This window comes from Nitrobacter winogradskyi Nb-255 (assembly GCF_000012725.1).
GTDB lineage: Bacteria > Pseudomonadota > Alphaproteobacteria > Rhizobiales > Xanthobacteraceae > Nitrobacter > Nitrobacter winogradskyi.
Window position 1 is genome coordinate 911,833 of sequence record NC_007406.1, and the last position, 20,350, is coordinate 932,182.

General features: G+C 62.6%; 23 protein-coding genes, 1 tRNA gene and 6 pseudogenes. 16 read left to right on the top strand and 14 right to left on the bottom strand.

Going from position 1 to position 20,350, the window contains the following annotated elements; translation table 11 throughout:
• Positions 1–104: 104 nt before the first annotated feature.
• The 4 genes from NWI_RS04300 to NWI_RS04315 form a co-directional block, all read right to left on the bottom strand.
• On the bottom strand, positions 105–332 hold the full coding sequence (locus NWI_RS04300) for a helix-turn-helix domain-containing protein (protein ID WP_041344757.1): 228 nt from the start codon (positions 330–332) through the stop codon (positions 105–107).
• Between the two features lie 120 nt (positions 333–452).
• Positions 453–1,655, bottom strand: a complete 1,203-nt coding sequence (locus NWI_RS04305; protein ID WP_011314144.1) for a tyrosine-type recombinase/integrase — start codon at positions 1,653–1,655, stop codon at positions 453–455.
• 204 nt (positions 1,656–1,859) lie between these two features.
• On the bottom strand, positions 1,860–2,249 hold the full coding sequence (locus tag NWI_RS04310; protein WP_210160324.1) for a hypothetical protein: 390 nt from the start codon (positions 2,247–2,249) through the stop codon (positions 1,860–1,862).
• A gap of 7 nt (positions 2,250–2,256) precedes the next feature.
• Positions 2,257–3,309, bottom strand: coding sequence for an AAA family ATPase (locus NWI_RS04315; RefSeq protein WP_011314146.1), 1,053 nt, complete (start codon positions 3,307–3,309; stop codon positions 2,257–2,259).
• 402 nt (positions 3,310–3,711) lie between these two features.
• On the opposite strand from NWI_RS04315, the gene NWI_RS04320 reads away from it, so the two are divergent.
• Positions 3,712–3,788 (top strand) — tRNA-Met (locus NWI_RS04320).
• A 69-nt stretch (positions 3,789–3,857) separates the two neighbouring features.
• Here NWI_RS04320 and NWI_RS18135 read toward each other — a convergent pair.
• The 5 genes from NWI_RS18135 to NWI_RS04345 all read right to left on the bottom strand — a co-directional run bounded on the left by NWI_RS18135 (position 3,858) and on the right by NWI_RS04345 (position 6,092).
• Positions 3,858–4,691, bottom strand: a complete 834-nt coding sequence (locus tag NWI_RS18135) for a recombinase family protein (protein ID WP_011314147.1) — start codon at positions 4,689–4,691, stop codon at positions 3,858–3,860.
• A complete protein-coding gene (locus tag NWI_RS18450; protein WP_041344759.1) occupies positions 4,660–4,863 on the bottom strand; it encodes a recombinase family protein in 204 nt (67 codons plus the stop codon). Before NWI_RS18450 ends, NWI_RS18135 begins: the two co-directional genes overlap by 32 nt.
• A gap of 12 nt (positions 4,864–4,875) precedes the next feature.
• Positions 4,876–5,076 (bottom strand): hypothetical protein, encoded by a 201-nt coding sequence (locus NWI_RS04335; RefSeq protein ID WP_187148012.1) that lies wholly within the window; start codon positions 5,074–5,076, stop codon positions 4,876–4,878.
• Between the two features lie 246 nt (positions 5,077–5,322).
• A complete protein-coding gene (locus tag NWI_RS04340) occupies positions 5,323–5,901 on the bottom strand; it encodes a GNAT family N-acetyltransferase (protein WP_347335901.1) in 579 nt (192 codons plus the stop codon).
• Positions 5,826–6,092, bottom strand: a complete 267-nt coding sequence (locus tag NWI_RS04345) for a DUF1778 domain-containing protein (RefSeq protein ID WP_011314149.1) — start codon at positions 6,090–6,092, stop codon at positions 5,826–5,828. Before NWI_RS04345 ends, NWI_RS04340 begins: the two co-directional genes overlap by 76 nt.
• A 489-nt stretch (positions 6,093–6,581) precedes the next feature.
• On the opposite strand from NWI_RS04345, the pseudogene NWI_RS04350 reads away from it, so the two are divergent.
• A pseudogene (locus NWI_RS04350) lies at positions 6,582–7,455 on the top strand (IS481 family transposase); the annotation flags it as partial.
• On the opposite strand, the pseudogene NWI_RS16675 reads toward NWI_RS04350, so the two are convergent.
• The 3 genes and pseudogenes from NWI_RS16675 to NWI_RS04355 form a co-directional block, all read right to left on the bottom strand.
• Positions 7,419–7,786, bottom strand: a pseudogene (locus NWI_RS16675) (IS5 family transposase); the annotation flags it as partial. The pseudogenes NWI_RS04350 and NWI_RS16675 overlap by 37 nt on opposite strands.
• Positions 7,787–7,833: 47 nt before the next feature.
• Positions 7,834–7,962 (bottom strand): hypothetical protein, encoded by a 129-nt coding sequence (locus NWI_RS18455; RefSeq protein WP_283805212.1) that lies wholly within the window; start codon positions 7,960–7,962, stop codon positions 7,834–7,836.
• A 284-nt stretch (positions 7,963–8,246) separates the two neighbouring features.
• Positions 8,247–8,462, bottom strand: coding sequence for a hypothetical protein (locus NWI_RS04355; RefSeq protein ID WP_148203774.1), 216 nt, complete (start codon positions 8,460–8,462; stop codon positions 8,247–8,249).
• Here NWI_RS04355 and NWI_RS04360 point away from each other — a divergent pair.
• The 3 genes and pseudogenes from NWI_RS04360 to NWI_RS16680 all read left to right on the top strand — a co-directional run bounded on the left by NWI_RS04360 (position 8,461) and on the right by NWI_RS16680 (position 10,295).
• Entirely contained in the window at positions 8,461–8,775 is a 315-nt protein-coding gene (locus NWI_RS04360; RefSeq protein WP_011314152.1) for a DUF736 domain-containing protein, read from the top strand. The genes NWI_RS04355 and NWI_RS04360 overlap by 2 nt on opposite strands.
• 81 nt (positions 8,776–8,856) lie before the next feature.
• Positions 8,857–9,372, top strand: a pseudogene (locus NWI_RS04365) (DUF932 domain-containing protein); the annotation flags it as partial.
• A gap of 153 nt (positions 9,373–9,525) precedes the next feature.
• Positions 9,526–10,295: pseudogene (locus NWI_RS16680) on the top strand (IS5 family transposase).
• Positions 10,296–10,451: 156 nt separating this feature from the next.
• Here the strand turns inward: NWI_RS16680 and NWI_RS04380 are convergent.
• On the bottom strand, positions 10,452–10,667 hold the full coding sequence (locus NWI_RS04380) for a helix-turn-helix domain-containing protein (protein ID WP_011314154.1): 216 nt from the start codon (positions 10,665–10,667) through the stop codon (positions 10,452–10,454).
• 223 nt (positions 10,668–10,890) lie between these two features.
• Here NWI_RS04380 and NWI_RS04385 point away from each other — a divergent pair, with 223 nt between their 5' ends.
• From NWI_RS04385 to NWI_RS04415, 7 genes and pseudogenes are all read left to right on the top strand, one after another.
• Entirely contained in the window at positions 10,891–11,157 is a 267-nt protein-coding gene (locus NWI_RS04385) for a DNA -binding domain-containing protein (protein ID WP_011314155.1), read from the top strand.
• A gap of 240 nt (positions 11,158–11,397) precedes the next feature.
• A complete protein-coding gene (locus NWI_RS04390; RefSeq protein WP_011314156.1) occupies positions 11,398–11,640 on the top strand; it encodes a helix-turn-helix transcriptional regulator in 243 nt (80 codons plus the stop codon).
• Positions 11,641–11,648: 8 nt separating this feature from the next.
• A complete protein-coding gene (locus NWI_RS04395) occupies positions 11,649–12,512 on the top strand; it encodes a replication initiator protein A (RefSeq protein WP_011314157.1) in 864 nt (287 codons plus the stop codon).
• A gap of 145 nt (positions 12,513–12,657) precedes the next feature.
• The gene (locus tag NWI_RS04400; protein WP_011314158.1) at positions 12,658–13,416 is read left to right on the top strand and encodes a DNA-methyltransferase; all 759 of its coding nucleotides are present in this window, start codon (positions 12,658–12,660) and stop codon (positions 13,414–13,416) included.
• Positions 13,413–13,905: pseudogene (locus NWI_RS04405) on the top strand (DUF2840 domain-containing protein). Before NWI_RS04400 ends, NWI_RS04405 begins: the two are co-directional and overlap by 4 nt.
• A complete protein-coding gene (locus NWI_RS04410) occupies positions 13,902–14,462 on the top strand; it encodes a S26 family signal peptidase (protein ID WP_011314160.1) in 561 nt (186 codons plus the stop codon). The pseudogene NWI_RS04405 and the gene NWI_RS04410 overlap by 4 nt, the downstream one beginning before the upstream one ends.
• Positions 14,463–14,496: 34 nt before the next feature.
• Positions 14,497–15,507: a lytic transglycosylase domain-containing protein gene (locus tag NWI_RS04415; RefSeq protein WP_011314161.1), complete on the top strand. Its 1,011-nt coding sequence runs from the start codon at positions 14,497–14,499 to the stop codon at positions 15,505–15,507.
• A gap of 168 nt (positions 15,508–15,675) precedes the next feature.
• On the opposite strand, the gene NWI_RS16685 is transcribed toward NWI_RS04415, so the two are convergent.
• A protein-coding gene (locus tag NWI_RS16685) for an IS630 family transposase (protein WP_187147962.1) occupies positions 15,676–16,619 on the bottom strand; the annotation gives its coding sequence in 2 pieces (ribosomal slippage) (positions 15,676–16,281 and positions 16,284–16,619; 942 coding nt in all).
• Positions 16,620–16,746: 127 nt separating this feature from the next.
• Between NWI_RS16685 and NWI_RS04430 the strand changes: the two genes are divergently transcribed.
• From NWI_RS04430 to NWI_RS04450, 4 genes and pseudogenes are all read left to right on the top strand, one after another.
• Positions 16,747–17,838 (top strand): IS110 family transposase, encoded by a 1,092-nt coding sequence (locus NWI_RS04430; RefSeq protein WP_011314162.1) that lies wholly within the window; start codon positions 16,747–16,749, stop codon positions 17,836–17,838.
• Between the two features lie 251 nt (positions 17,839–18,089).
• Positions 18,090–19,502, top strand: a pseudogene (locus NWI_RS17450) (relaxase/mobilization nuclease domain-containing protein); the annotation flags it as partial.
• A 113-nt stretch (positions 19,503–19,615) separates the two neighbouring features.
• Positions 19,616–19,870 (top strand): type II toxin-antitoxin system Phd/YefM family antitoxin, encoded by a 255-nt coding sequence (locus tag NWI_RS04445; protein ID WP_011314165.1) that lies wholly within the window; start codon positions 19,616–19,618, stop codon positions 19,868–19,870.
• Positions 19,867–20,289, top strand: coding sequence for a type II toxin-antitoxin system VapC family toxin (locus tag NWI_RS04450; RefSeq protein WP_011314166.1), 423 nt, complete (start codon positions 19,867–19,869; stop codon positions 20,287–20,289). The genes NWI_RS04445 and NWI_RS04450 overlap by 4 nt, the downstream gene beginning before the upstream one ends.
• Positions 20,290–20,350 lie beyond the last annotated feature (61 nt).

Here is a 20,350-nt window from a genome sequence, read left to right on the forward strand (position 1 = left end):
ACAGAACAAATGACTGCGTCGCAAGTTTGAAAACCGTTACTCGCGGTACCAAGCCTGCGTGACTTTACACTCCACGCAACGTCCCCGGATCGCAAGCGCCATACTCACGAGCGGCTAGGCGGCGGATCAATCGTCACCTTGCAGCCAAGCGCCGCAAGGATCAGGAGCGCCTTTCCAATTTGCGCGGTTGGCTTGCCGGCTTCGAGATCGACGATAAACCGAACGCCAACGCCAGCAGCTCCTGCGAGCTGATCTTGCCGCAGTTTCTGCGACTTGCGAGTAGTTCGGACGATCACGCCGATTTCGGTAGGTGTCACGGTGCGATTCGCCATTCTTCCCGAGCAGGCAAATAAGCACTGATCGGTACGCATGTCGATGGAAAAGTCCCGCTCGGGAATATTCGCCCAATTCTGTCGAGCAGATTGCCAGAATTACCCGCTCGGGAAGATGTGTCAGGCTGTCGCTACATTCTGAACCAACCGCGGCTTAGCCCGTAGCATATCGCCGACCTGTTCAAGCCCGGCGCGAAGGGGATCGTCGAGCAGGTGGGCATAGCGCTGCGTGGTCTGAACTTGGGTGTGACCGAGGAGCTTGCCGATCATCGGCAGCGTCATGCCGCCCGAAACGAGCAGGGACGCGAAGGTGTGCCGCAGATCGTGGGTGCGGACGGCGGGCAGTTCGGCCTTCGTCCGGACATCTTCCCAGAACCGCTTGATGTCCTGAAGCGGCTTGCCTTCGGCATCGCCCGGAAACACCCATTCGCAATCTTTGGGCACGCGCAGCCGTATCGTGCGCAGCAGCGCGGCGGCGGACGCGCTGATCGGCGCGCGGTGCAGGCGGCGCTGCTTCGTGGTGGCGGCGGGTTTGATCCAGACGGCGGCGTCAAGATCGAATTGATCCCAACGCGCGCCCAGCACCTCGCCGCGTCGCGCGCCGGTCAGCAGGATCAGGCGCACTGCATCGGCGGCGCGGCGGTTCGGATGCGCATCGAGCGCGGCGGATAGCCGCCCGATTTCATCGGTTGAGAGATAGCGGTCCCGAGGCGCTTCGGCATTCCGAGCGAAACCGGCGGCGGGGTTGTCGGTGCGGATGCGCCAGCGGATCGCAAGGTTGAACATCTTGCGCAGGATTTCGCCGACACGGTTCGCCCGGACCGGCGTGGGCTTGCGGCCTCGCTTTCCCAGCGTGCCACCGGCGATCTGGCAGAGAAGCCTATCGACATCATCGGGCTGGATCTCCGCCGCCTTGCGTGGTCCCCAGGCGGGTTCGACCAGCTTGCGCAGCATCGACGCCTGATCGTCGCGGTTCCGCTTCGCAAGCTTGGAGGCGTGTTCTTCGAGATAACGGTCGATCAGTTGTCGCACGTTGGGCGACTCTCGGGCCTCGTCCCGTTCGGCCATCGGATCACGGCCCTGGTCGATCTCGCGCTTCAGCCGCTTTGCTTCTTCCCTGGCGGCGGTGACCGACCAATCTGGCCATGCGCCGATGGTGAGGCGGCGCTCCCGCGCTTCGATCCGGTAGGTCAGGATGAAGGCGCGCGTGCCGCCGCTGGTGATCCGGACACCGAAGCCGACGACCTCCTCGTCATAGACGATGATGTTTTTCTGCTTCGGCTGAAGCCCCTTCACGTTGCGTTCGGTGAGATGCGCCTTCATGCTTTCGACCCTTTCCGCGCCACTCAGCCGCGGTCATTTCCGGTCAGCAAGATGCTCTCGGCGGGTCTTACTAAGAATGGCGGGAAGGGGCGCAAACAGGGCGGAAAGCACGGGGGCGGTGCGTGGGCGGGTTTCACCGCAACGTGCGCGCAGCATTGGGCTGGTCTCCGCGGCGGTGGGTGATGGCCCGCCGCGTTGCGGCGACTATTCCGAGCGAGGGGAGCCGGATGACAGGAAACCTTCTCCCTTTCTGGCTCGGCCGATCGACACCTCGACGATGCGGTCAATGATCCGATCGGCCGTCTTCCATTTCAGGACCAGTTTGCCGGGGTCCATCCCATAGTCAGCGACGACATCCTTCAATTGCTCAAGATTCAGTTCCGCGAGGCGCGCCCGAAGTTCCAACTCGCCTCGGCGCGCAAGCTCGACAGGATCAAGGGCTGCCGGCGCCCGTCGATGTGACGCGCGAGATAAGACGGGCTTTTTCGGCTTCTCTTGCAAACCAAGCGCCTCTTCGATCCGGCGGGCGAACTCAGGATTGCGCTCCGCCTCGTCGACCACGGCGCGCACCAGTTCGTTCAGGGTTCTCTTCATATTCATCTCAAACCCCCAGTTTGGTCAGAATCTCGGTTGCCAAATCGGAGAACCGATCATGCAGGCCCTGATAGCCCCACTTTTGTTTCAAGGTTGAGTAGCCCGAATGCTCTGCTGCGGCGGCAATCTGATTAGCCTGCGGAATGAGCGTGTCGAACACCGGCGGCCAATTCTTCGCATCGGCCGTATGGTTCAGTTTAAGCTGCTTCAGCATGTTGACGTGCACGTTCGAATTCGCCTGGAATTTGGTCACGACAATGCCGAGCGGTTCGATATCTTCGGCTATCTCCTCCGAGAACTCGCGGACTCGCCGAACGATCTGGGGAATGCCATAGGTCGAGAGAATATCCGGGATCGTCGGAATGATGAACCCGTGAGACATGCGAAGACCGTTCTGCGTAATCTTCCCCAAGTTAGGCGGGCAATCGATGATCACTACATCATAGTCTTCGATCAGATCCTTCGTCGCACGCCACAGAATGTCGAATGGCCGAATGGCGCCATATTTGCCAACAGGAGTGTTGATCAGCTCATCCTGAACGTCGATCAGGTCGAGGCTGGATGGCAAGAGATCGATGGTGGTTGCCGACGAAACGTCGGAAACGCGCTTCTGCAGCGTCTTCTTAAGATCGAATTTTTTGCTGTCGGGGTTGAGCGCATCCTTGAAGAGCTGAGCCAGCGTGAAGCCCTTGTCATTGAGCTCGCGCCACTTCTCCTCGCCGATCAGCATCGTGGTTGCATTCGTCTGCGGATCGAGATCGATCACGAGCACCTTCTTGCGCTTTTCCGCCGAAAGGGTTTCGGCGAGGGCAACCGTCGTAGTCGTCTTGCCGACGCCACCCTTCAGATTGATAGTCGAAAATACGTGAGCCATTGGGACCTTCCTTCTCCTTAGCCAGGCGCGGATGTGCGACCGGCGGAAAACAGGCCCTGAGGCAAGATCGACGATCGGCTTCGGAAAGTCGGACATGCGAGTGCGCCAGTTGGCGACCGCTTGCCGCGACGTCTTTGCCATTTCGGCGATCTCATTGATGCCGACCAGTTCGTCGTCCGGGATCATGTTTGGCCTGTGAACGATGTAAACAAAAACTGTTTACGCCGTTCACAGTCTGGCTGTCAAGCTCCGGTTTCACGGCGCCGCCGTTGCCCGGGAGTCGCGGGTGCCAGCTGCAATATTGGCGCTCTCCTCCAGCAGATCACTGACGCCATCGCTCAAACCCTGATCAGCGGAGCAGTCCGTTTCGTGTCCGCACTGTGTCCGTCGCCTTCCCGGTTTCGAACGACGGTTCACGCCTTGTTCCGCCGCCGAATGCGCGTTCTGCTGCGATTGCTCCGGCCCGGAGCATGTGCGGTTCGCATTCCTATCTCGCGCGCCGACAGGCAAAATCCCGAATGACATCAATCTGTTACAAAAGGGGTTGCGTTTGCGTTCTGCGGCGCATACAAGCCCGTCACACCTTGACGCGGGGTGGAGCAGCCCGGTAGCTCGTCAGGCTCATAACCTGAAGGTCATAGGTTCAAATCCTATCCCCGCAACCACCGATGCCTGCGATAGCAGGTCGTCCAAAACCCCGGCTTCCGAAAGGACGTCGGGGTTTTTCTTGCCCGCTACAAACCGGAGGATCGCCGCCAGGTCGCCGCGCAGGAGGATTGCCAGCGTTCCGCCTTCCGGAACGAGGTCCACCCGGCTGACCAGAGACCGGAAGGTCTCCGCAGCCTGGGTCTTGGTTTCCTCGCTCTGTAGGTCCCGGTATAGGGCGGCGATCTTTTGGTGATAGACCTCCGCCATATTCGGGCAACGCGCAGTTCGGGGACGTCCTGTATGACCCACTCGCCCTCCGGGTTAAGCCGCGAAACGCGCTTACCTGTGTCAGGGTCCTTGATGTAGCGCAGCCGGTTCCAGACCAACTTGCCGACATAAAGTTCATTGTTGAGGATGCCCACGCCGCGTTTCGGATTGCCGTGAATCGTTGACGGCCCCCATTCGCTTCCCTGCGGCCCGGACACACCCTCCCGGTTCAGCGTCATCGCGATCGTGCGCGATGACTGACCAGCCAGATAATCCGCGAAGATACGGCGGACAACGTCGGCCTCAGCCTGATTGATCGTGCGATCACCGCGGATCGCTTCGCCGTTCGCGTCGAATTGCTTGACGACATCATAGCCGTAGTACAGCCCACCACCTGACTTGCCGTCTTCGACACGCCCGCGAAGTCCGCGCCGCGTTTTGTCAGCCAGGTCCTTGAGGTACAGCGCGCCCATCGTTCCCTTGAGACCAATGTGCAGCTCGCTCACTTCGCCTTCCGACAAAGTGACGATGTTGATGCCGACGAACCGCATTCGCTTGTAGAAGCCGGCAATGTCCTCTTGGTCGCGCGACAGCCGGTCAAGCGATTCCGTCAGAACGAGATCAAAGCGACGCTTGAGGCCGTCCGCGATCAATTTGAACGCCGGGCCGCAGAAGCGATGCCCCGGAAATCGCCCGATCCGTATAGCTGTCGACGATCTTCCAACCTTCGCGGTCGGCGCGAGCGCGGCACAGCCGAAGCTGATCCTCGATAGAGGCGTCGCGCTGATTGTCCGATGAATAACGGGCGTAAAGCGCGACCTTCATGAGACGGCCTCCCTATTTACGGAGGCGTTCGCGGGACGCGCGCTCCCATTCCGCGTCGACGAACTCCCGCGCGGCTTGACGCGCAAGCAGCCGCACAAGCGCGACGAGGCGCGGGTCGGTCTTTGCGGGGTCGTAAGCCTCCGCGCGCTCCGATGGCACGAGAACCAACCGCACGCTTTCGGCTGTCGTCCTTCTCGGTCTTGCCAACGCCATCGCCTCGTCGCCGAGCGGCCCATTCCGCTCACGACGAACTGTGCCGCCAAGACCGACATTTGAGAATGCGCATTCCCGGTCACGTCAGCGGTCTCCCCCGTAGAGCGCTCGCCAACGACGCTTTGCTTCGCAGATGATCGTAGCTTCTGCGGCAGCAGCAGCGAACGCTGTCGTAAAAATACTTGTTTCTCGCGGTTTGTCATGCGGCAGATATCCACCGCCACCCAAGTCGAGAACGATTCTATTTTAGTCTGCGTCGAAGCCATTGCGCACCAGATCCTTGATCCGAACAATCATGCTGCGTCGCGGATCATGTGGTAGCTGCTCGAAACCGAAGTTCTGATAAAAGCGACGCACATCGTCATCGAGCGGATGCGTCAGCACGCCGTAGCAGCCGATCTCCTTCGCCATGCCCACTGCGGTTTTCAGCGCGTAGAACATCAGAGACCGCCCAACCCCCATGCCCTGAAATCGCGTATCGACGGCAAGTTGGCCGAGCAGAAAAATCGGAATGTTCTCCGGCCGATTCCGTTGCGACGACTTTGGCAGATACTCACGCTCGATATGTCCCACGCTGAGCGTGACGTAGCCGGCGATCATTCCCGTTTCCGCGTCACGGATCACCGTGCTTCGCGACACGTCGATTTGCTGGTTACGCCAGGCGTGTCGACGAAACCACTGGTTCATCGACTCGCGCCCGCAATCAAATCCTGCGCAGTCGTCGGTCTCCTCAAGCTGCCGCGGTGGCGTCAGTCTTGCCATACCGGGCGGCTCTTCGAGAGCTTCTTCAGCGCCGGAATTTCCTTGGCGGGACTGTTCACCCACGCCTCGAATTGTTTCCACTTCGCAGCGGGGATCGTCACGCGAGTCTGCTGAAGAAGGTCGATCTCGGCCGCTTCCACCGCCTTGCGGCGAATGAAGTCACTCAGATTGGTGCGGGATTGATCCGCCGCGGCCTCAAGCAGCTCGCGTTCCTTCTTGGACACCCGCACGCTCACAGGAGCGAGATTGGGCATGATGGCTCCTTTCATGCTCGTAGGACAATAGCATACAGCGCCCAAAAGGGCCAGCATTTTTTCGACGGCCAGGAGCCGCCGGCACTGTCCCCATCGACGCAGAAATTACGGAGAGCTTCGCTCGCTTTGTCGTGATCGGCTGCGGCTGACGCCTTGCCGATCGTAGCCGGGGAGAGATGGTCTCGGCCATCTCTCCCCCGCGACTACCGCCTGCGACATGGCAGGGCCGCGCACGCGCAAGGCGGCGCATCTTTGTCATTCTACCGATCCTTCCAATCTACCTCGCTTGTCGCGCAGCCCGGCCACGCTCGCCGATAGCCGCCCCCCTCTCTGCCGAGCGCTCACGCGCCCCCGGGAGGCATGGCGGGGGCCATGCCTCCGGCATGAACAGAGAAAGGATCGGAACAATGGCTAGGACATCGAAGAGGGCGAAGGCCGTCCCGGTTGCGACGGTCGTGGAAGCGGCGGACGTGGACGTTCGCAGCGTAGGAGACCGTCGCAAAATGGAAGAAGCGGACCTCGGTGGCCGACCTTCCGACGGGACCGAAAGATCCGCGCTCGACGGTGCTCTCATCCGAGGAGGAGGCGATCATCGTCGCCTTCCGCAAGCATACCCTGTTGCCGCTCGATGATTGCCTCTACGCGCTTCAGCCAACGATCCCGCACCTGTCGCGGTCTTCATTGCATCGCTGCCTGCACCGTCACGGCATCAGCCGGCTCCCGGAGGTCGAAGGCGACAAGCCGATCAGGAAGACGTTCAGGAGCTACCCGATCGGCTACTTCCACATCGACATCGCCGAGGTGCAGACGGCTGAGGGCAAGCTGCGCCTGTTCGTGGCCATCGACCGCACTTCGAAGTTCGCCTACGCCGAGCTCCACCAAGAGGCGGGCAAGATGGTCGCGGCTCAGTTCCTGCGCAACCTCATCGTGGCAGTTCCCTATGCCATCCACACGGTGCTGACGGACAACGGCATCCAGTTCACCAACCACGCCCGTCACAAATATGCGTTCCACCACATCTTCGATCGCGTCTGCGACGAGAACGGCATCGAGCACAGGCTCACCAGGATCAACCATCCCTGGACCAACGGACAGGTGGAACGGATGAACCGCACCATCAAGGACGCCACCGTCAAGCGCTTCCACTACGACAATCATGACCAACTGCGCCGGCACCTTCAGGACTTCATCAAGGCATACAACTTCGGCCGAAGGCTGAAGACGCTCAAAGCGCCTCACACCCTACGAGTTCATCTGCAAACGATGGACTTCAGAGCCCGATCGATTCATCATCGATCCAATCCATCAAATGCCGGGACTGAACACCATGCCGCCTTTGGAGCGGCCGATGGCCTGGCTCTGAGTCCCCCTTTTGCGCCCTGACCGTGCCGATGGACCTTCACGATCGTCGCATCGACCATGGCATATTCCATGTCCGGCTCGTCCGAGCAGGCCTCGAAAAGCCGCACGAAGACATCGGCTGCGCGCCAATCGCGGAAACGCCGGAAGGCCGTGCTCCAGTTGCCGAAATGAGCCGGAAGGTCGCGCCAGGGGCTACCCGTTCGTGCAATCCAAAGCACCGCCTCCACAAACCGGCGATTGTCGCTGCCGCTCCGGCCGGGGTCGCTGCGCTTCCCCAGACAGTGCGGCTCCATCCTCGCCCATTGGGCGTCCGTCAAAACGTAGCGATCCATCCAAAGCGTGAATCACATCTCACGCTCCTTGTGAATCCCCACGGGCCTTAGTTGGCGGTGCGGCGGCGCGACCAGATGAGCGCCATGTCCTCGCCGTCGCTCTCGACGGGGCTCGCATCGAGCCGACCGGAGCGGGGAAACTCGGACCGCCCAGCTTGCAAGGGAAAGGCAGCCATTGCCCTTCTCACATTGGACGCCTTCTCCCACGCTGCACCGAACGCGGCGAATCATCACGGCGAACAGACGGGCGGAAATCAGAACCGTTCTCATTCTTGCCTGTTCACGGCCGGCAAGGAACTCCACCGACACTGAGGATGACATTGAGCGTGCGGGGCTTGCCCGCGCAGGAGCCAGCGAAGCCGTTGTCGGTGCGATGGGAGAAAGCGCGGATCGATGGCAGCCATGACGCGATTTCCAGTCCCTCCGCTGACCAAACCACGCCCACTGCGAACTCGATGGTTCAGGTCTGACCGAAGACCGGCGACGAAGAAGTCGCCTCGATCTTGAACCTGCAACACGCCGCCTGCGGCTTTTTTCCGCCGCCGGCCAGGGCCGGCTTTGCATCGCCAAACAAAAAAGTCCTCGCCGGATGTTGCAGGCCGATCGTCCCCGGTCCGTCGACCTTCATCGAGATCGCGATGGTCGCGGTCCGATCAGCAGGGGGAAATCGCATCATGGCTACCATCGGCACTTTCTCCCGCACCGAATCTGGCTTTTCTGGCTCGGTCAAGACCCTCACGCTCAACGTCAAGTCGGTGAAGTTCGTCCCCGTCGAAAGCGACAACGACAAGGGTCCCAACTTCCGCGTGCTCGCCGGCGCCACCGAGTTCGGTGCGGCATGGAAGAAGACCGCTCGCGAGACGCAGCGCGACTATCACTCGGTCAAGCTCGACGACCCTTCGTTCCCGGCTCCGATCTACGCGAGTCTGGTCGAGACCGACACCGAGGGCGAGTTCGCTCTGATCTGGTCCCGCCGCGCGGCCGACTGACATCGGCCCCTGCGAAGCCCCGCGCAAGCGGGGCTTCGTCATGCTCATGTCCGCCGCCGTCAGAAAAAGAATAGAGAATAAGGTGAGCCGGATTTGTATTTCCGAGGCTTCTATTGCTGGAATAGAGGCTTCTATTGCTGGAATAGCGAAGTGGGATCGAAGATGCTTGGCATCGCATCTTTCTATCTGCGCGCGGTGTGCATGAACCGCAATCTTTGGGGTTGCGAGAACTTCGAGGAAATCACCATCCGGCACAGCAAGTTTGCCGCGCAGCGTTTCGCCCATGAGGCCGCGCCCGCGTTGACGAGCTTCGCCCATTCCTCGCCCGCGCCATTCGTCGCTGGCATCAAGGCGGCGCGGGAGCGCATCGTTGCCCGCATCGACGACGACCGCGAAACCTTCCTGCGCAAGCGCGGGTTCAGCAAGGCTGAAACGGCTAAGATCATTGAGACCGTCTTACAGGAGGAAGGCCGTCCGCCCGAAAGCATCTTCGATTTCGTGCAGGGCATGACGGCGCACGCTCGCACCAAGACGCATCAGGATACGCGGCTTGAACTGGAAGGAAAGGCAAAGACCTTGTTGGAGAAGGCCGCATAAACAGAGAAGGCCGCGCCGTCATGATCGACGGCGCGGCCCCACAGGGTCCGTCCACGTTCGGATTTCCAAGAAGACAGATTAGGTCACGAACCCATAAACGGGATTCCGTTTGGACGGGATGCGTGATTCAATCTCCAGAGGTGGGAGGATTGAATGGCACGTTTTGATCTGACGGATTTTGAATGGTCTGTGATCCAGCCGCTGTTGCCGAACAAGTCGCGCGGCGTTGCACGGGTGGATGATCGGCGGGTGCTGAACGGGATTTTCTGGCGGCTGCGCACCGGTGCGCCGTGGGCGGACATTCCAGCGCGCTACGGCCCGCACACCACTTGCGTGAACCGCTTCAACCGGTGGCGCAAGGCAGGCGTGTGGGATCGCATTCTGTCGGCTGTTTCAAAGGCTTACGATGGCGACATCCAAATGATCGATTCGTCGTCGATCCGCGTGCATCAACATGCGGCCAACGGTCAAAAAAACAGACGCGATCCCGTTGCATGGGTCGCTCGCGCGGCGGGCTGACCACCAAAATCCACGCGCTGGTGGATGCCTGCGGCCTGCCGATCGTCCTCAAGATCACCGAAGGCCAGGCCCATGACGGGCGTAGCGCGCAGGACATGATCGACACCGTCGAACGCGGCGACGTGCTGCTGGCCGACCGGGCCTACGACTCCAACGCCCTGCGTCAAACGCTGGCCGCGCGCGGCGCGAGAGCCAATGTGAAGCCGATGCCAAATCGCGTTGCGGCCTTGCAATTCAACAGACGGCTCTATCGCAAGCGCAATCTGGTCGAACGCTTCTTCAACAAAATCAAGCACTATCGCGCCGTCGCCACCAGATATGACAAACGTGACGACAACTTCCTCACCTCCATCAAGCTCGCCTCAATCCGCATCTGGTTGCGATTTAATGAGTCGATGACCTAGTGATTTTCCGCTGATCCGTAAACCGGGATCGGCGGCCGTACCTGAATGGCACGGCAGCCGCTCGCCGGGCTGCGCCCGGCTCGCGATCCACCCACAAACTTTTCAATTATCCGATCGGAAATGTCGCGCTGACGCGCGAGCTTGAGGCCATGATCGTCAACGCTTCGGCGGCCGGATCAGATCGCAGGGATCGACATCGAGCGCCACCGCGACCTTTCCCAAGACGCTGACGCTCGCCGAGACCGCGCCGCGCTCGATCGAGCCGACATAGCGCATGCTCAACCCCGAGCGCTCCGCCAGCTCTTCTTGCGTCAGTTTCTTGTCATAGCGCAGCCGACGCATGTTGATCGCCATGACCTCCTTAAGGTCCATGACGCATCGGAGCCAGAATCGGAACGATCGTTCTAGGAATGATCGTTCCTATTCCGTTATAGTTGGGGCTGGCTCTTACCCGAGATTCGTCCTGCCGGGCGATCCGCTACCGCGGCATCGGCATAACGTCATTCCGTATTGGCCACGGGAAAGCTGTCGCAATTCTATTGCGGGCCATGCCGATAACCTATTTGTCAAAGTGGGGAACGGTTCGGGGAACACGATGACGAATAAGTCCGCCTTCAAGGACAGCCCGCCGCTGACCGAGCGGGTGAACGCCTACGACGAAGCCCATCTCGCCACCTATCTCCGGCTGCTCGACGCGGCCGAGGAAGGCGCCGACTGGCGCGAGGTGGTCAAGATCGTCTTCGGCCTCGATGCCGAGGCCGATCCGCAGCGCGCGAAGCAGATGCACGACAGTCACCTGGCCCGCGCGCGCTGGATGACCGAGCACGGCTACCGGCATCTCCTCCAGCCGCGCATGCAGTGAACCCCGCAAAAATTCGGCATCCGGCATGCAACTCATGATTGCCCGTCCCGCGATCGCTTCGCATTCCGATTATCTGCCTTCCAGCGTTTCCGACCGCCCCCAGAACAATCCCGACCGCTGATGGGAGGGGGGACATTTCCTTAGAGACCCCCGATTTTTGTCACTCCGCCGGACCGCGGATTCTTCGCCATCGTCGCAACCGACTCGCCGCCATGACGGCGGTTGCGACGGAGCCGCGCAATGCCGGAGAAGACCGAGAAGACTTGGCCGCGTTTCGTGCGCACGCCCGAGGCCGCGCGTCTGCTCGGTCTTTCGCCACGCACGCTTGAGAAGCATCGTTGCGACGGCACCGGGCCGGTCTATCACAAGCTCGGCGGGCGCGTGGTCTATACCATCGCCGACATTGAAGCCTGGATCGACGTCTGCGCACGTCAGTCCACATCGGAATCCGCTGCCGGCCAGGCGGCCGGCGCGGCGGGCTGATCGTCGGCATGTCGGCGCGCCGCCCATACGACGACCAGCAGCTCGAACTGTTCCGGGCGCGCGGCGACGATGTCGCCGCACGCGACACGCAGGACCTCATGTCCTGGCCGTTCTTCTCGCTCGCCAAGGTCCGCCGCGTGACGCCGATCGACTTCCGCATGGGCGAGGTGTCGATCCGCGTCGAGGCGACGGCCGAGCACGGCATGGCAACGATCTGGGACGCCGACGTGCTGATCTGGGCCGCGAGCCAGATCGTCGACGCGCGCGATCGCGGCTTGCGCACGTCGCGCCTCATGGCCGCCACGCCCTATGAGATCCTCACCTTTGTCGGCCGCAGCGACTCCGGCCTGAGCTACGACCGCCTGAAAGCGGCGCTCGACCGGCTGCAATCCACCACCGTCGTCACCTCGATCCGTCAGCCGTCCGAGCGGCGGCGGCATCGTTTCTCATGGATCAACGAGTGGAAGGAGCGTCTCGACGCGACCGGGCGGCCGCTCGGCATCGAACTGATCCTGCCGGACTGGTTCTATGCCGGGGTCATCGACGACGCGCTGATCCTCACCATCGATCGCGCCTATTTCGATCTGACCGGCCGCCTCGAGCGCTGGCTGTATCGCCTTGTACGCAAGCATGGCGGCCGGCAGACGCACGGCTGGAGCTTCGACCTTCCGCATCTGCATCTGAAGTCCGGCAGCCTGTCGCCGCTGCGCCGTTTCCGCTTCGAGCTGCGCGCCATCGTCCAGCGCCAGCCGCTGCCCGGCTACCACCTGACGCTCATCGACGATCCCGATGGACGCCAGCGCCTGATCTTCCAACCAACGGCTTCCGATCGCACCGTCACGCCGCACCAGCGGCGGGGAGGTGTGCAATGAGCATGCCTCGCATCGGTGCAAAAGGTGTGGACGGACCCGTACTATTGGGAACGCCGACTCCCGTTCTATTAGGAACGCGAGTCCCGTACTATTGGGAACGCGCGCGCGCCGTATCGTCCGGCCGCCAAGCGTCGGAGATCGCGTCATGACGGTCACCGACTTTTCCGTGATTACGGGCGATTGTCGCGTCCTGATGCCGGCGCAGGGTCCGTTCGACCTGATCCTAGCCGATCCGCCCTATGGCGACACGTCGCTCGCCTGGGATCGCCGTGTCGACGGTTGGCTGCAGCTTGCATGCGCCGCGTTGAAGCCATCGGGATCGCTCTGGGTGTTCGGCTCGCTGCGCAGCTTCATGGCGACGGCCGATCAATTTGCCGACGCCGACCTGCGCTACGCGCAGGAGATCGTGTGGGAGAAGCAGAACGGCACCAGCTTCCACGCCGATCGCTTCAAGCGTGTGCATGAGCTGGTCGCGCAGTTCTATCGCGCGGACGTGCCGTGGAGCGCCGTTTATAACGACGTGCAGACGACGCCCGACGCGACGGCGCGCACCGTGCGGCGCAAGATGCCACCGCCGCATACCGGCCGCATCGACGCCGGCCACTACGTCAGCGAGGACGGCGGACCGCGGCTGATGCGCTCCGTGATCTACGCGCGCAATTGCCACGGCACGGCAATCCATCCGACGGAAAAGCCGTCCGGCCTGATCGAAATCCTGATCCGCACGAGCTGCCCGCAAGGGGGCCTGGTCGGCGATTGGTTCGTCGGATCGGGCGCCGCCGGCGAAGCCTGCCGGCTCGCCGGGCGGCGCTATGTCGGCTGCGAGATCGACGCCGGCATGGCCGAGCTTGCGCGGGGGCGCATCACATCGGTGCTGCCGTTCATCGAGGGAGCGCAGCCATAACGGCAGGGCTGCGCGCCATCGGTCAGCCGGGCGACCTTACGCTTGTCGAACTGACGTGGCGCGAGAAGCGCATCGAGCACCGTATCCGCTTCGGCCGGATCGCCGAAGAACATCGTCTCGACCGCCACCGACGCATCGTCGCCTTCGCGCCCGGCAGCGTGTTCGCTCGTGCGCTGGGCGGCCAACGAATACGGCACCATCATCTCGCGGATCGACATCGTTCGGTCTGTCGAAGGTGGCGAGCCTTATCAGACGTTGCCCTTCGTCCGTCCTGGCGGCGACATCCTGTTGCGGATCAGCGGCTGGCCGAAGGTGCAGCGCGTGTTGGCCGCGATCGACGCGATCGAAGCCATCGGCATTGATCCTCCCGACGTTGCACCGGAACACTGGCGGCATCTCAACCATCGCATCGGCGTCAACGAGCCGTTCCGCATCTACAGCCATGAGCAGCACCACGCCTGGCTGTTGCGGCGGGAGGTGTCGCGATGACCGCGCGCCGCAGGACGCTGCTCGCAATGCTCACGGGTGCGGCGCTGATCGTCGCGCCGGCCTGGAGCCGCCCCGAACTCCGCTTCATCTGGAACGCATCCGCCAGCGTGCCGATCGGTCTCTATCGCATCGTGCCCGGCAATCATGTCGACGTCACCGATCTCGCCGTCGTCATGCCGCCCGCCGAGCTGGCGGCATTCCTCGACGAGCGCGGCTACCTGCCGCGCGGCCTGCCGCTCATCAAGCGCGTGCTGGCGCTCGGCGGTACGAGAATCTGCCGGCGCGACAGCGCCATTATCGCCTATGACGGAATCTACGGGCAGGCGCTCGCGCGCGATACGCGCGGCCGACCGCTGCCCGACTGGCAAGGCTGCCGCACGCTCCATGACGGCGAAGCCTTCTTCATGAATTGGGACAGTCCCGACAGCTTCGACAGCCGCTATTTCGGGCCGCTTCCGATCAGCACCATCGTCGGTCGCGCCATTCCCATCTGGACCACCGACGGCACCGATCCGGCCGCGGAATCCCTCCGCGCGCCGGTCTCCGACGAGCCGTGACGGCTCGCTTCTCCAACCAGATGAGGATATCGCCATGACGCAGATCGGCACGTTCACGAAGACCAAGACCGGCTTCAGCGGTCGCCTCCGCACGCTCGCGCTCGACGTCGAGCGCCCGTCGTTCCGATCCTTGTCTGCCGTCATCCCTCTGATCGATCGGATCGCGGATCATCCCTCCGACCCGATCGCCCGTCAGGCGGCCGTCGCGCGCAGCGCAGGTCAAGGGCGGCCGCAGGGCCGGCGCAGCCTTGCCCTTGACCGAAGCGAGCACGGTGGCAGGCTGATGGCGTCTCGGAATGGCGGGCCATGCACGGCCCTGTCATCGATCATCGCGACGTTGATCGCGTGCGGCGTGATCGTTGTAGCCGCGCCTACCGCGTCGGCCGATCCGACACCCACAAATCGCGGCTCGACGGTTGCGCCGTCCGGTCCGTGGGCGCCGCACATCGCCGAGGCGGCGAAGCGCTTCGCCATTCCCGAGCGCTGGATACGCGCGGTCATGGCCGTCGAGAGCCACGGCGATCGGACCGCGCGATCGCCCAAGGGCGCGATCGGCTTGATGCAGATCATGCCGAAGACATGGGACGAGTTGCGCGCGCGTCACGCACTCGGAAATGACCCTTGGCAACCGCGCGCCAACATCCTGGCCGGCGCGGCGTACCTGCGCGAGATGCATGACCGCTACGGCACGGTAGAAGCGATGCTTGCTGCTTACAATGCCGGCCCTGGCCGCTATGACAAGCATCTTGCCACCGGCCAGGCGCTCCCCGCCGAAACCATCGACTATGTCGCGAAGATCACGCCGACGATCGACGTTACGGCCTCCGTTGTGCGGTCCATTGGCCGTCCATTGCACCCGTCATGGTCACGCGCTCCGCTGTTCGTTGCGCGTTCCATCGCCGCAGGCGAGGACGATCGCGATGCCGGCGAGTCTCCTTCCGGCCGACCTTCGAACGGATTGCCGATTACCGGTCTATCAGCGCTCGTGCCGCCGTCCGCCGGACTCTTCGTGCGCAGGCCTGAAGACGACGGAGGACAGCGATGAACATCGTGTTTCCTCGCTTCGCGAAGTGCGCAATCGTAGAGAGTGTGGAACGCTGCGGGGCAGCACAGGCAACGACCGAGCGAATGCCTCCCGTAATCGGTTGGACAACGGAATGGCAGCTGGCGTGCGGCCGGTTGGCGTGGCGGCGGCTGCTAGAGCATGATGAGTTTAGATTTGGTTGTATCCTGCATTGACGAAGTAGTTGGCGCATTCAGCCGGTGCAACGGTTTCGAGGATCGGAGCGATAGCATTGTAGACGGCCTCGGTGGTCCGCTGCGCGGCTTTGCGTAGCCAGTGTTTGAACTTGGCAAAGAACTGCTCGATCGGGTTCAGATCAGGCGAGTATTTCGGCAGGTAGAAGAGCCGGGCACCGGCGGCACGGATGACGCGACGCACGGCGCTGGCCTTGTGCGAGCCGAGGTTGTCCATAATGACGATGTCGCCGTGCCGCAGGGTCGGGACCAGAACCTTCTCGATGTAGAGAAGGAAGGCTTCGCCGTTGATCGGCCCCTCGATGAACCACGGCGCGGTGATGCGATCGTGGCGCAGAGCGGCCATAAAGGTCATGGTCTGCCAGCGGCCATGCGGCACCTTGGCTCTGATGCGTTGACCGCGCGGCGCCCAGCCCCGCAGCGGCGCCATATTGGTTTTGGTCCAGGTCTCATCGATGAACACCAGCCGAGTGGGATCAATCCGATCTCGATACTTGGTCCATTGCGCTCGCCGACGGGCGACATCGGGACGATCCTGCTCTGCAGCAATCAGCGTCTTTTTTTGTAACTGAGCTTCACAGCGTGAACGAACTCCCACATCGTGCGGTAATCGACCTTAAGGCCACGCTCGGCAAGTTCGGCCACCAGCCCGCGCACGGTAAAGTCCTTTCGGCACCGTTGCAGCAGCCATTCGCGGTGCGGCCCCGCAATCTTCTTTGGCCTATAGCCGCCGATCTGGCTTGGCGCGACGCTGCCGGTCTCGTGGAAGCGTTGTACCCAGTTGATCGCCGTGCTGATGCCCACCCCAAACTGGGCCGCAGCCTGATGCCGCGACAGGCCGCCTTTAACGACAGCACGCACTACCCGCTCACGAAGGTCGTTCGAATAGGCTCGTCCCATCCATGCTGGCCTCCTTCCCAGTCAGCATGTTGAATCAGATGAATTCTGATTTGGGAATCTCAATCGATTCAAAATAAACCCATCCCGCTCTAGAACATCTCCCGTTGAATCACGCGGGAGACGTTTGATGGCATTGTTGTTTTGTGGACTGGACGTGGCGATGGACGAGACCGCGATCTGCGTGGTCGACGATCAGGGTAAAATCCTTCTGGAAACCACCTGTGTGAGCGATCCGGTGGCGATCCGCGATGTGCTCAAACCTTATCTCGAGCGGTTGCGCCGCGTCGGTCATGAGGCCGGCTCACTGTCGCCCTGGCTGCACCCGGAGATGCTGAAACTCGGCCTGCCGGCGGTGTGCCTGGAAACCCAGCATGTGCGGGCGGCGCTGTCGGCGCAGCGCAACAAGACCGACCGGACGGATGCGCTGGGGATTGCGCATATCATGCGCACCGGCTGGTTCCGGCAGGCGCATATCAAGAGCGAGAGCTGCTACCGCTTGCGTCTGTTGCTGACACAGCGGCGCAACCTGAAGGCCAAATTCCTCGACATCGAGAACACCATCCGGCATTCGCTGAAGGCGTTCGGCATCAAGCTCGGCGGCGCCTCGCGCGGCACGTTCGACCAGGCCGTGCGCGAGGCGGTGGCGCAGGATCCGCTCACCGCGGAGCTGATGGATGCGATGCTGACGGCGCGGGCGATGCTGTGGAAACAGTATTGCCGGCTGCACGATCTGGTGGTGCGATTCGTCGCCGGCAATGAATTGTGTCGGCGCTTCATGCAGATTCCCGGCGTCGGTCCGGTGACGGCACTGTCCTTCATGACGGCGATCGACGATCCGTCGCGGTTCCGCCGTTCGCGCGACGTTGCTGCGTATTTTGGTCTGACATCCCGGCGCTGGCAGTCCGGCACCTCGATCGACGTCCAGGGCCGCATCAGCAAGGCCGGCGATCCGGACGTACGCCGCGCGCTGTATGAGGCAGCGTCGGCGCTGATGACGCGGTTCAAGCGCAAGGACAAGGTCAAGACCTGGGGCCAGCAGATCGCCAAGCGGTCCTGTCACCGCAAGGCCTGCGTCGCGGTGGCGCGCAAGCTGGCGGTGATCATGCATGCGATGTGGACCGACGGGACGTTCTATATCGGCGATCCCGCTGTCAGCGCCCAGGACATGGCCGCGCGTACGGCGCTGAAGGATCGCAAGCTACTCGGAGCGCATCGATGAGCAGTACCCAACACGATGGATTGCAGCCGCACGTCATGGTGACGACGGCCTTTTGAACAACGGAGCTCCACGCGAGCGGATGAGGACTGGTGCAGACCAAGGACGACGGGACGCACGTTATCTTGCCTGTGGCCGGACGCCGGATGGCGTCTTTGGACCACGCCGGAATGCCTGTGATGATGCCCCGTGAATCCGATGGAGAGATGCGCCGCGACGGTTCGAGCGCTGCCGATGTGCAGCCGAAACACCCCGTCGCCAAGATGTTCGGTCCGCAGACCGACGACGCTGACGTGAAGGATTTCACGGAGCGCTGCAAGGACGACCGGCATCACTTCAGGTTCATCGTGTCCCCCGAGGACGCGAGCGACATGGAGGATCTGAAGCGGTTCACCCGCGAACTGATGACGCAGGCGGAAAAGGACCTCGGCACGAAACTCGAATGGGTCGCCGTCGATCACTGGAATACCGACAACCCCCATGTCCACGTCATCGTGCGTGGTCGCGCCGATGATGGCCGCGACCTTGTGATCGACCGCGACTATATCAAGAGCGGCATGCGTGACCGTGCGCAGGACCTCATTACGCAGGAACTTAGCCCGCGCACCGATCTCGACATCAGCCGCGCACTGAGCCGTCAGATCGAAGCCGAACGCTGGACCCAGCTCGACCGCCAGCTTGTCCGTGACGCCAACGAGGAGGGCGTGATCGACGTGGCGCCGTCACCGGATCGCCAGCCCGACGCATACCTGACGCAGAAGGTCGGGCGATTGCGCCACCTCGAACACCTCGGCCTTGCCGAGGCCATCGGCCCCGGCCAATGGGTCATGGCGGAAGGTGCGGAGTCGACCTTGCGCGAACTCGGCCAGCGCAACGACATCATCAAGCGGATGCACCGCGCCCTCGACGAGTAGGGCATCGCGCGCGGCGCGGCCGACTATGTCCTGGCCGGCGAGGCGCATGGCTCCCCGGTCATCGGCCGCCTGGTTGAACGCGGTCTCGACAACGAATTGATCGGCACGGCCTATGCCGTGGTGGACGGCATCGACGGCCGCACCCACCATATCAAGCTGCCGGACATCGAGTCGTCCGGCGACAGCGCGCCGGGCTCCATCGTGGAATTGCGATCGTTCGAGGATGCGAAGGGCAATCGGCGCGTGGCGTTGGCGGCGCGCTCCGATCTGTCAATCGAAGCCCAGACCACGGCGAGCGGTGCGACCTGGCTCGATCGCCAGCTTGTCGCCCGCGATCCGGCCGATCTCGCCGGCGGCTTCGGCCTGGAGGTGAAGCAGGCGATGGAAGCGCGCGCCGAGCACTTGGTTCGGGAAGGGATGGCGCGGCGCGATGGCGAGCGCATCCTGTTCAACCGGAACCTGATCGGCACGATCCGGCAACGCGAGCTGGATGTTCTTGGTAACAGGCTCGCGACCGAGACCGGCGCCCCGTTCCAGAAATACGCTGACGGTGAATTTGTCGCCGGCGCCTACAGCCGGCGCTTCGCGCTCGCGTCCGGCCGCTTCGCGATGATTGACGATGGCCTTGGCTTCAAGCTCGTGCCGTGGACGCCGTCGATCGAGACACACATCGGTCAGCATATCTCCGGCGTCGGGCGTACCGATGGCGGCGTGGACTGGTCGTTCGGCCGCAAGCGGGGGCTGGGGCTATGAGGGGTGAGGTGGCCGGCTCGCGGCGGATGGCCTGGTCGCCGCGCACAAGAGCCTGATCTTGAATTCCAGGCCGGTCCGGCATATGTAGGTACTTGCCTACATGGAGGTGCGACGTGACAATCACCACTCTTTCCAGCCGCGAGCTGAACCATGACGTCAGCAGCGCCAAGAAGGCCGCGCAAAATGGCCCGGTCGTCATCACCGACCGGGGCAAGCCCTCCCATGTGCTGATGACCTATGACGAGTTCCGCCGTCTCAGCGGCAAGCGCCGCAGCTTGACGCAAGCGCTTGCCATGCCGGGCCTTTCGGACATCGATTTTGATCCGCCGCGTGTCGAAATCGCGCCGCGCGGGGTCGATCTGTCTTGAGTTATCTGCTCGACACCAACGTCGTCTCCGAGCTGCGCAAGATCGGCGACGGAAAGGCCGATGCCAGGGTCGCCGCATGGGTCGACGCGGAGGAAGCCGAGAGCTTCTTCATCTCGGCCATCACCATCCTTGAACTGGAACGCGGCGTGCTCGCCATCCAGCGTCGCGACGCCGCGCAGGGCGCGCGCCTGCGCGCTTGGCTGGACAATCATGTCCGACCGGAATTTGCCGGGCGCATCCTGCCTGTCGACGACCAGATTGCGACGCGCTGCGCGCATCTGCATATTCCCGATCGGCGCAACGAGGTCGATGCGCTGATTGCCGCGACAGCGCTTGTCCACGGCTTGACCGTGGCGACGCGCAACTTGCGGGATTTCGAGGGCACTGGCGTTGTCGTGGTCAACCCTTGGGAGGGTTGACCCGGTTTCACACGTCGATGCGCTGCCGGCATGTGGGCTGGCCGCTGCCCCAGGACTTCTT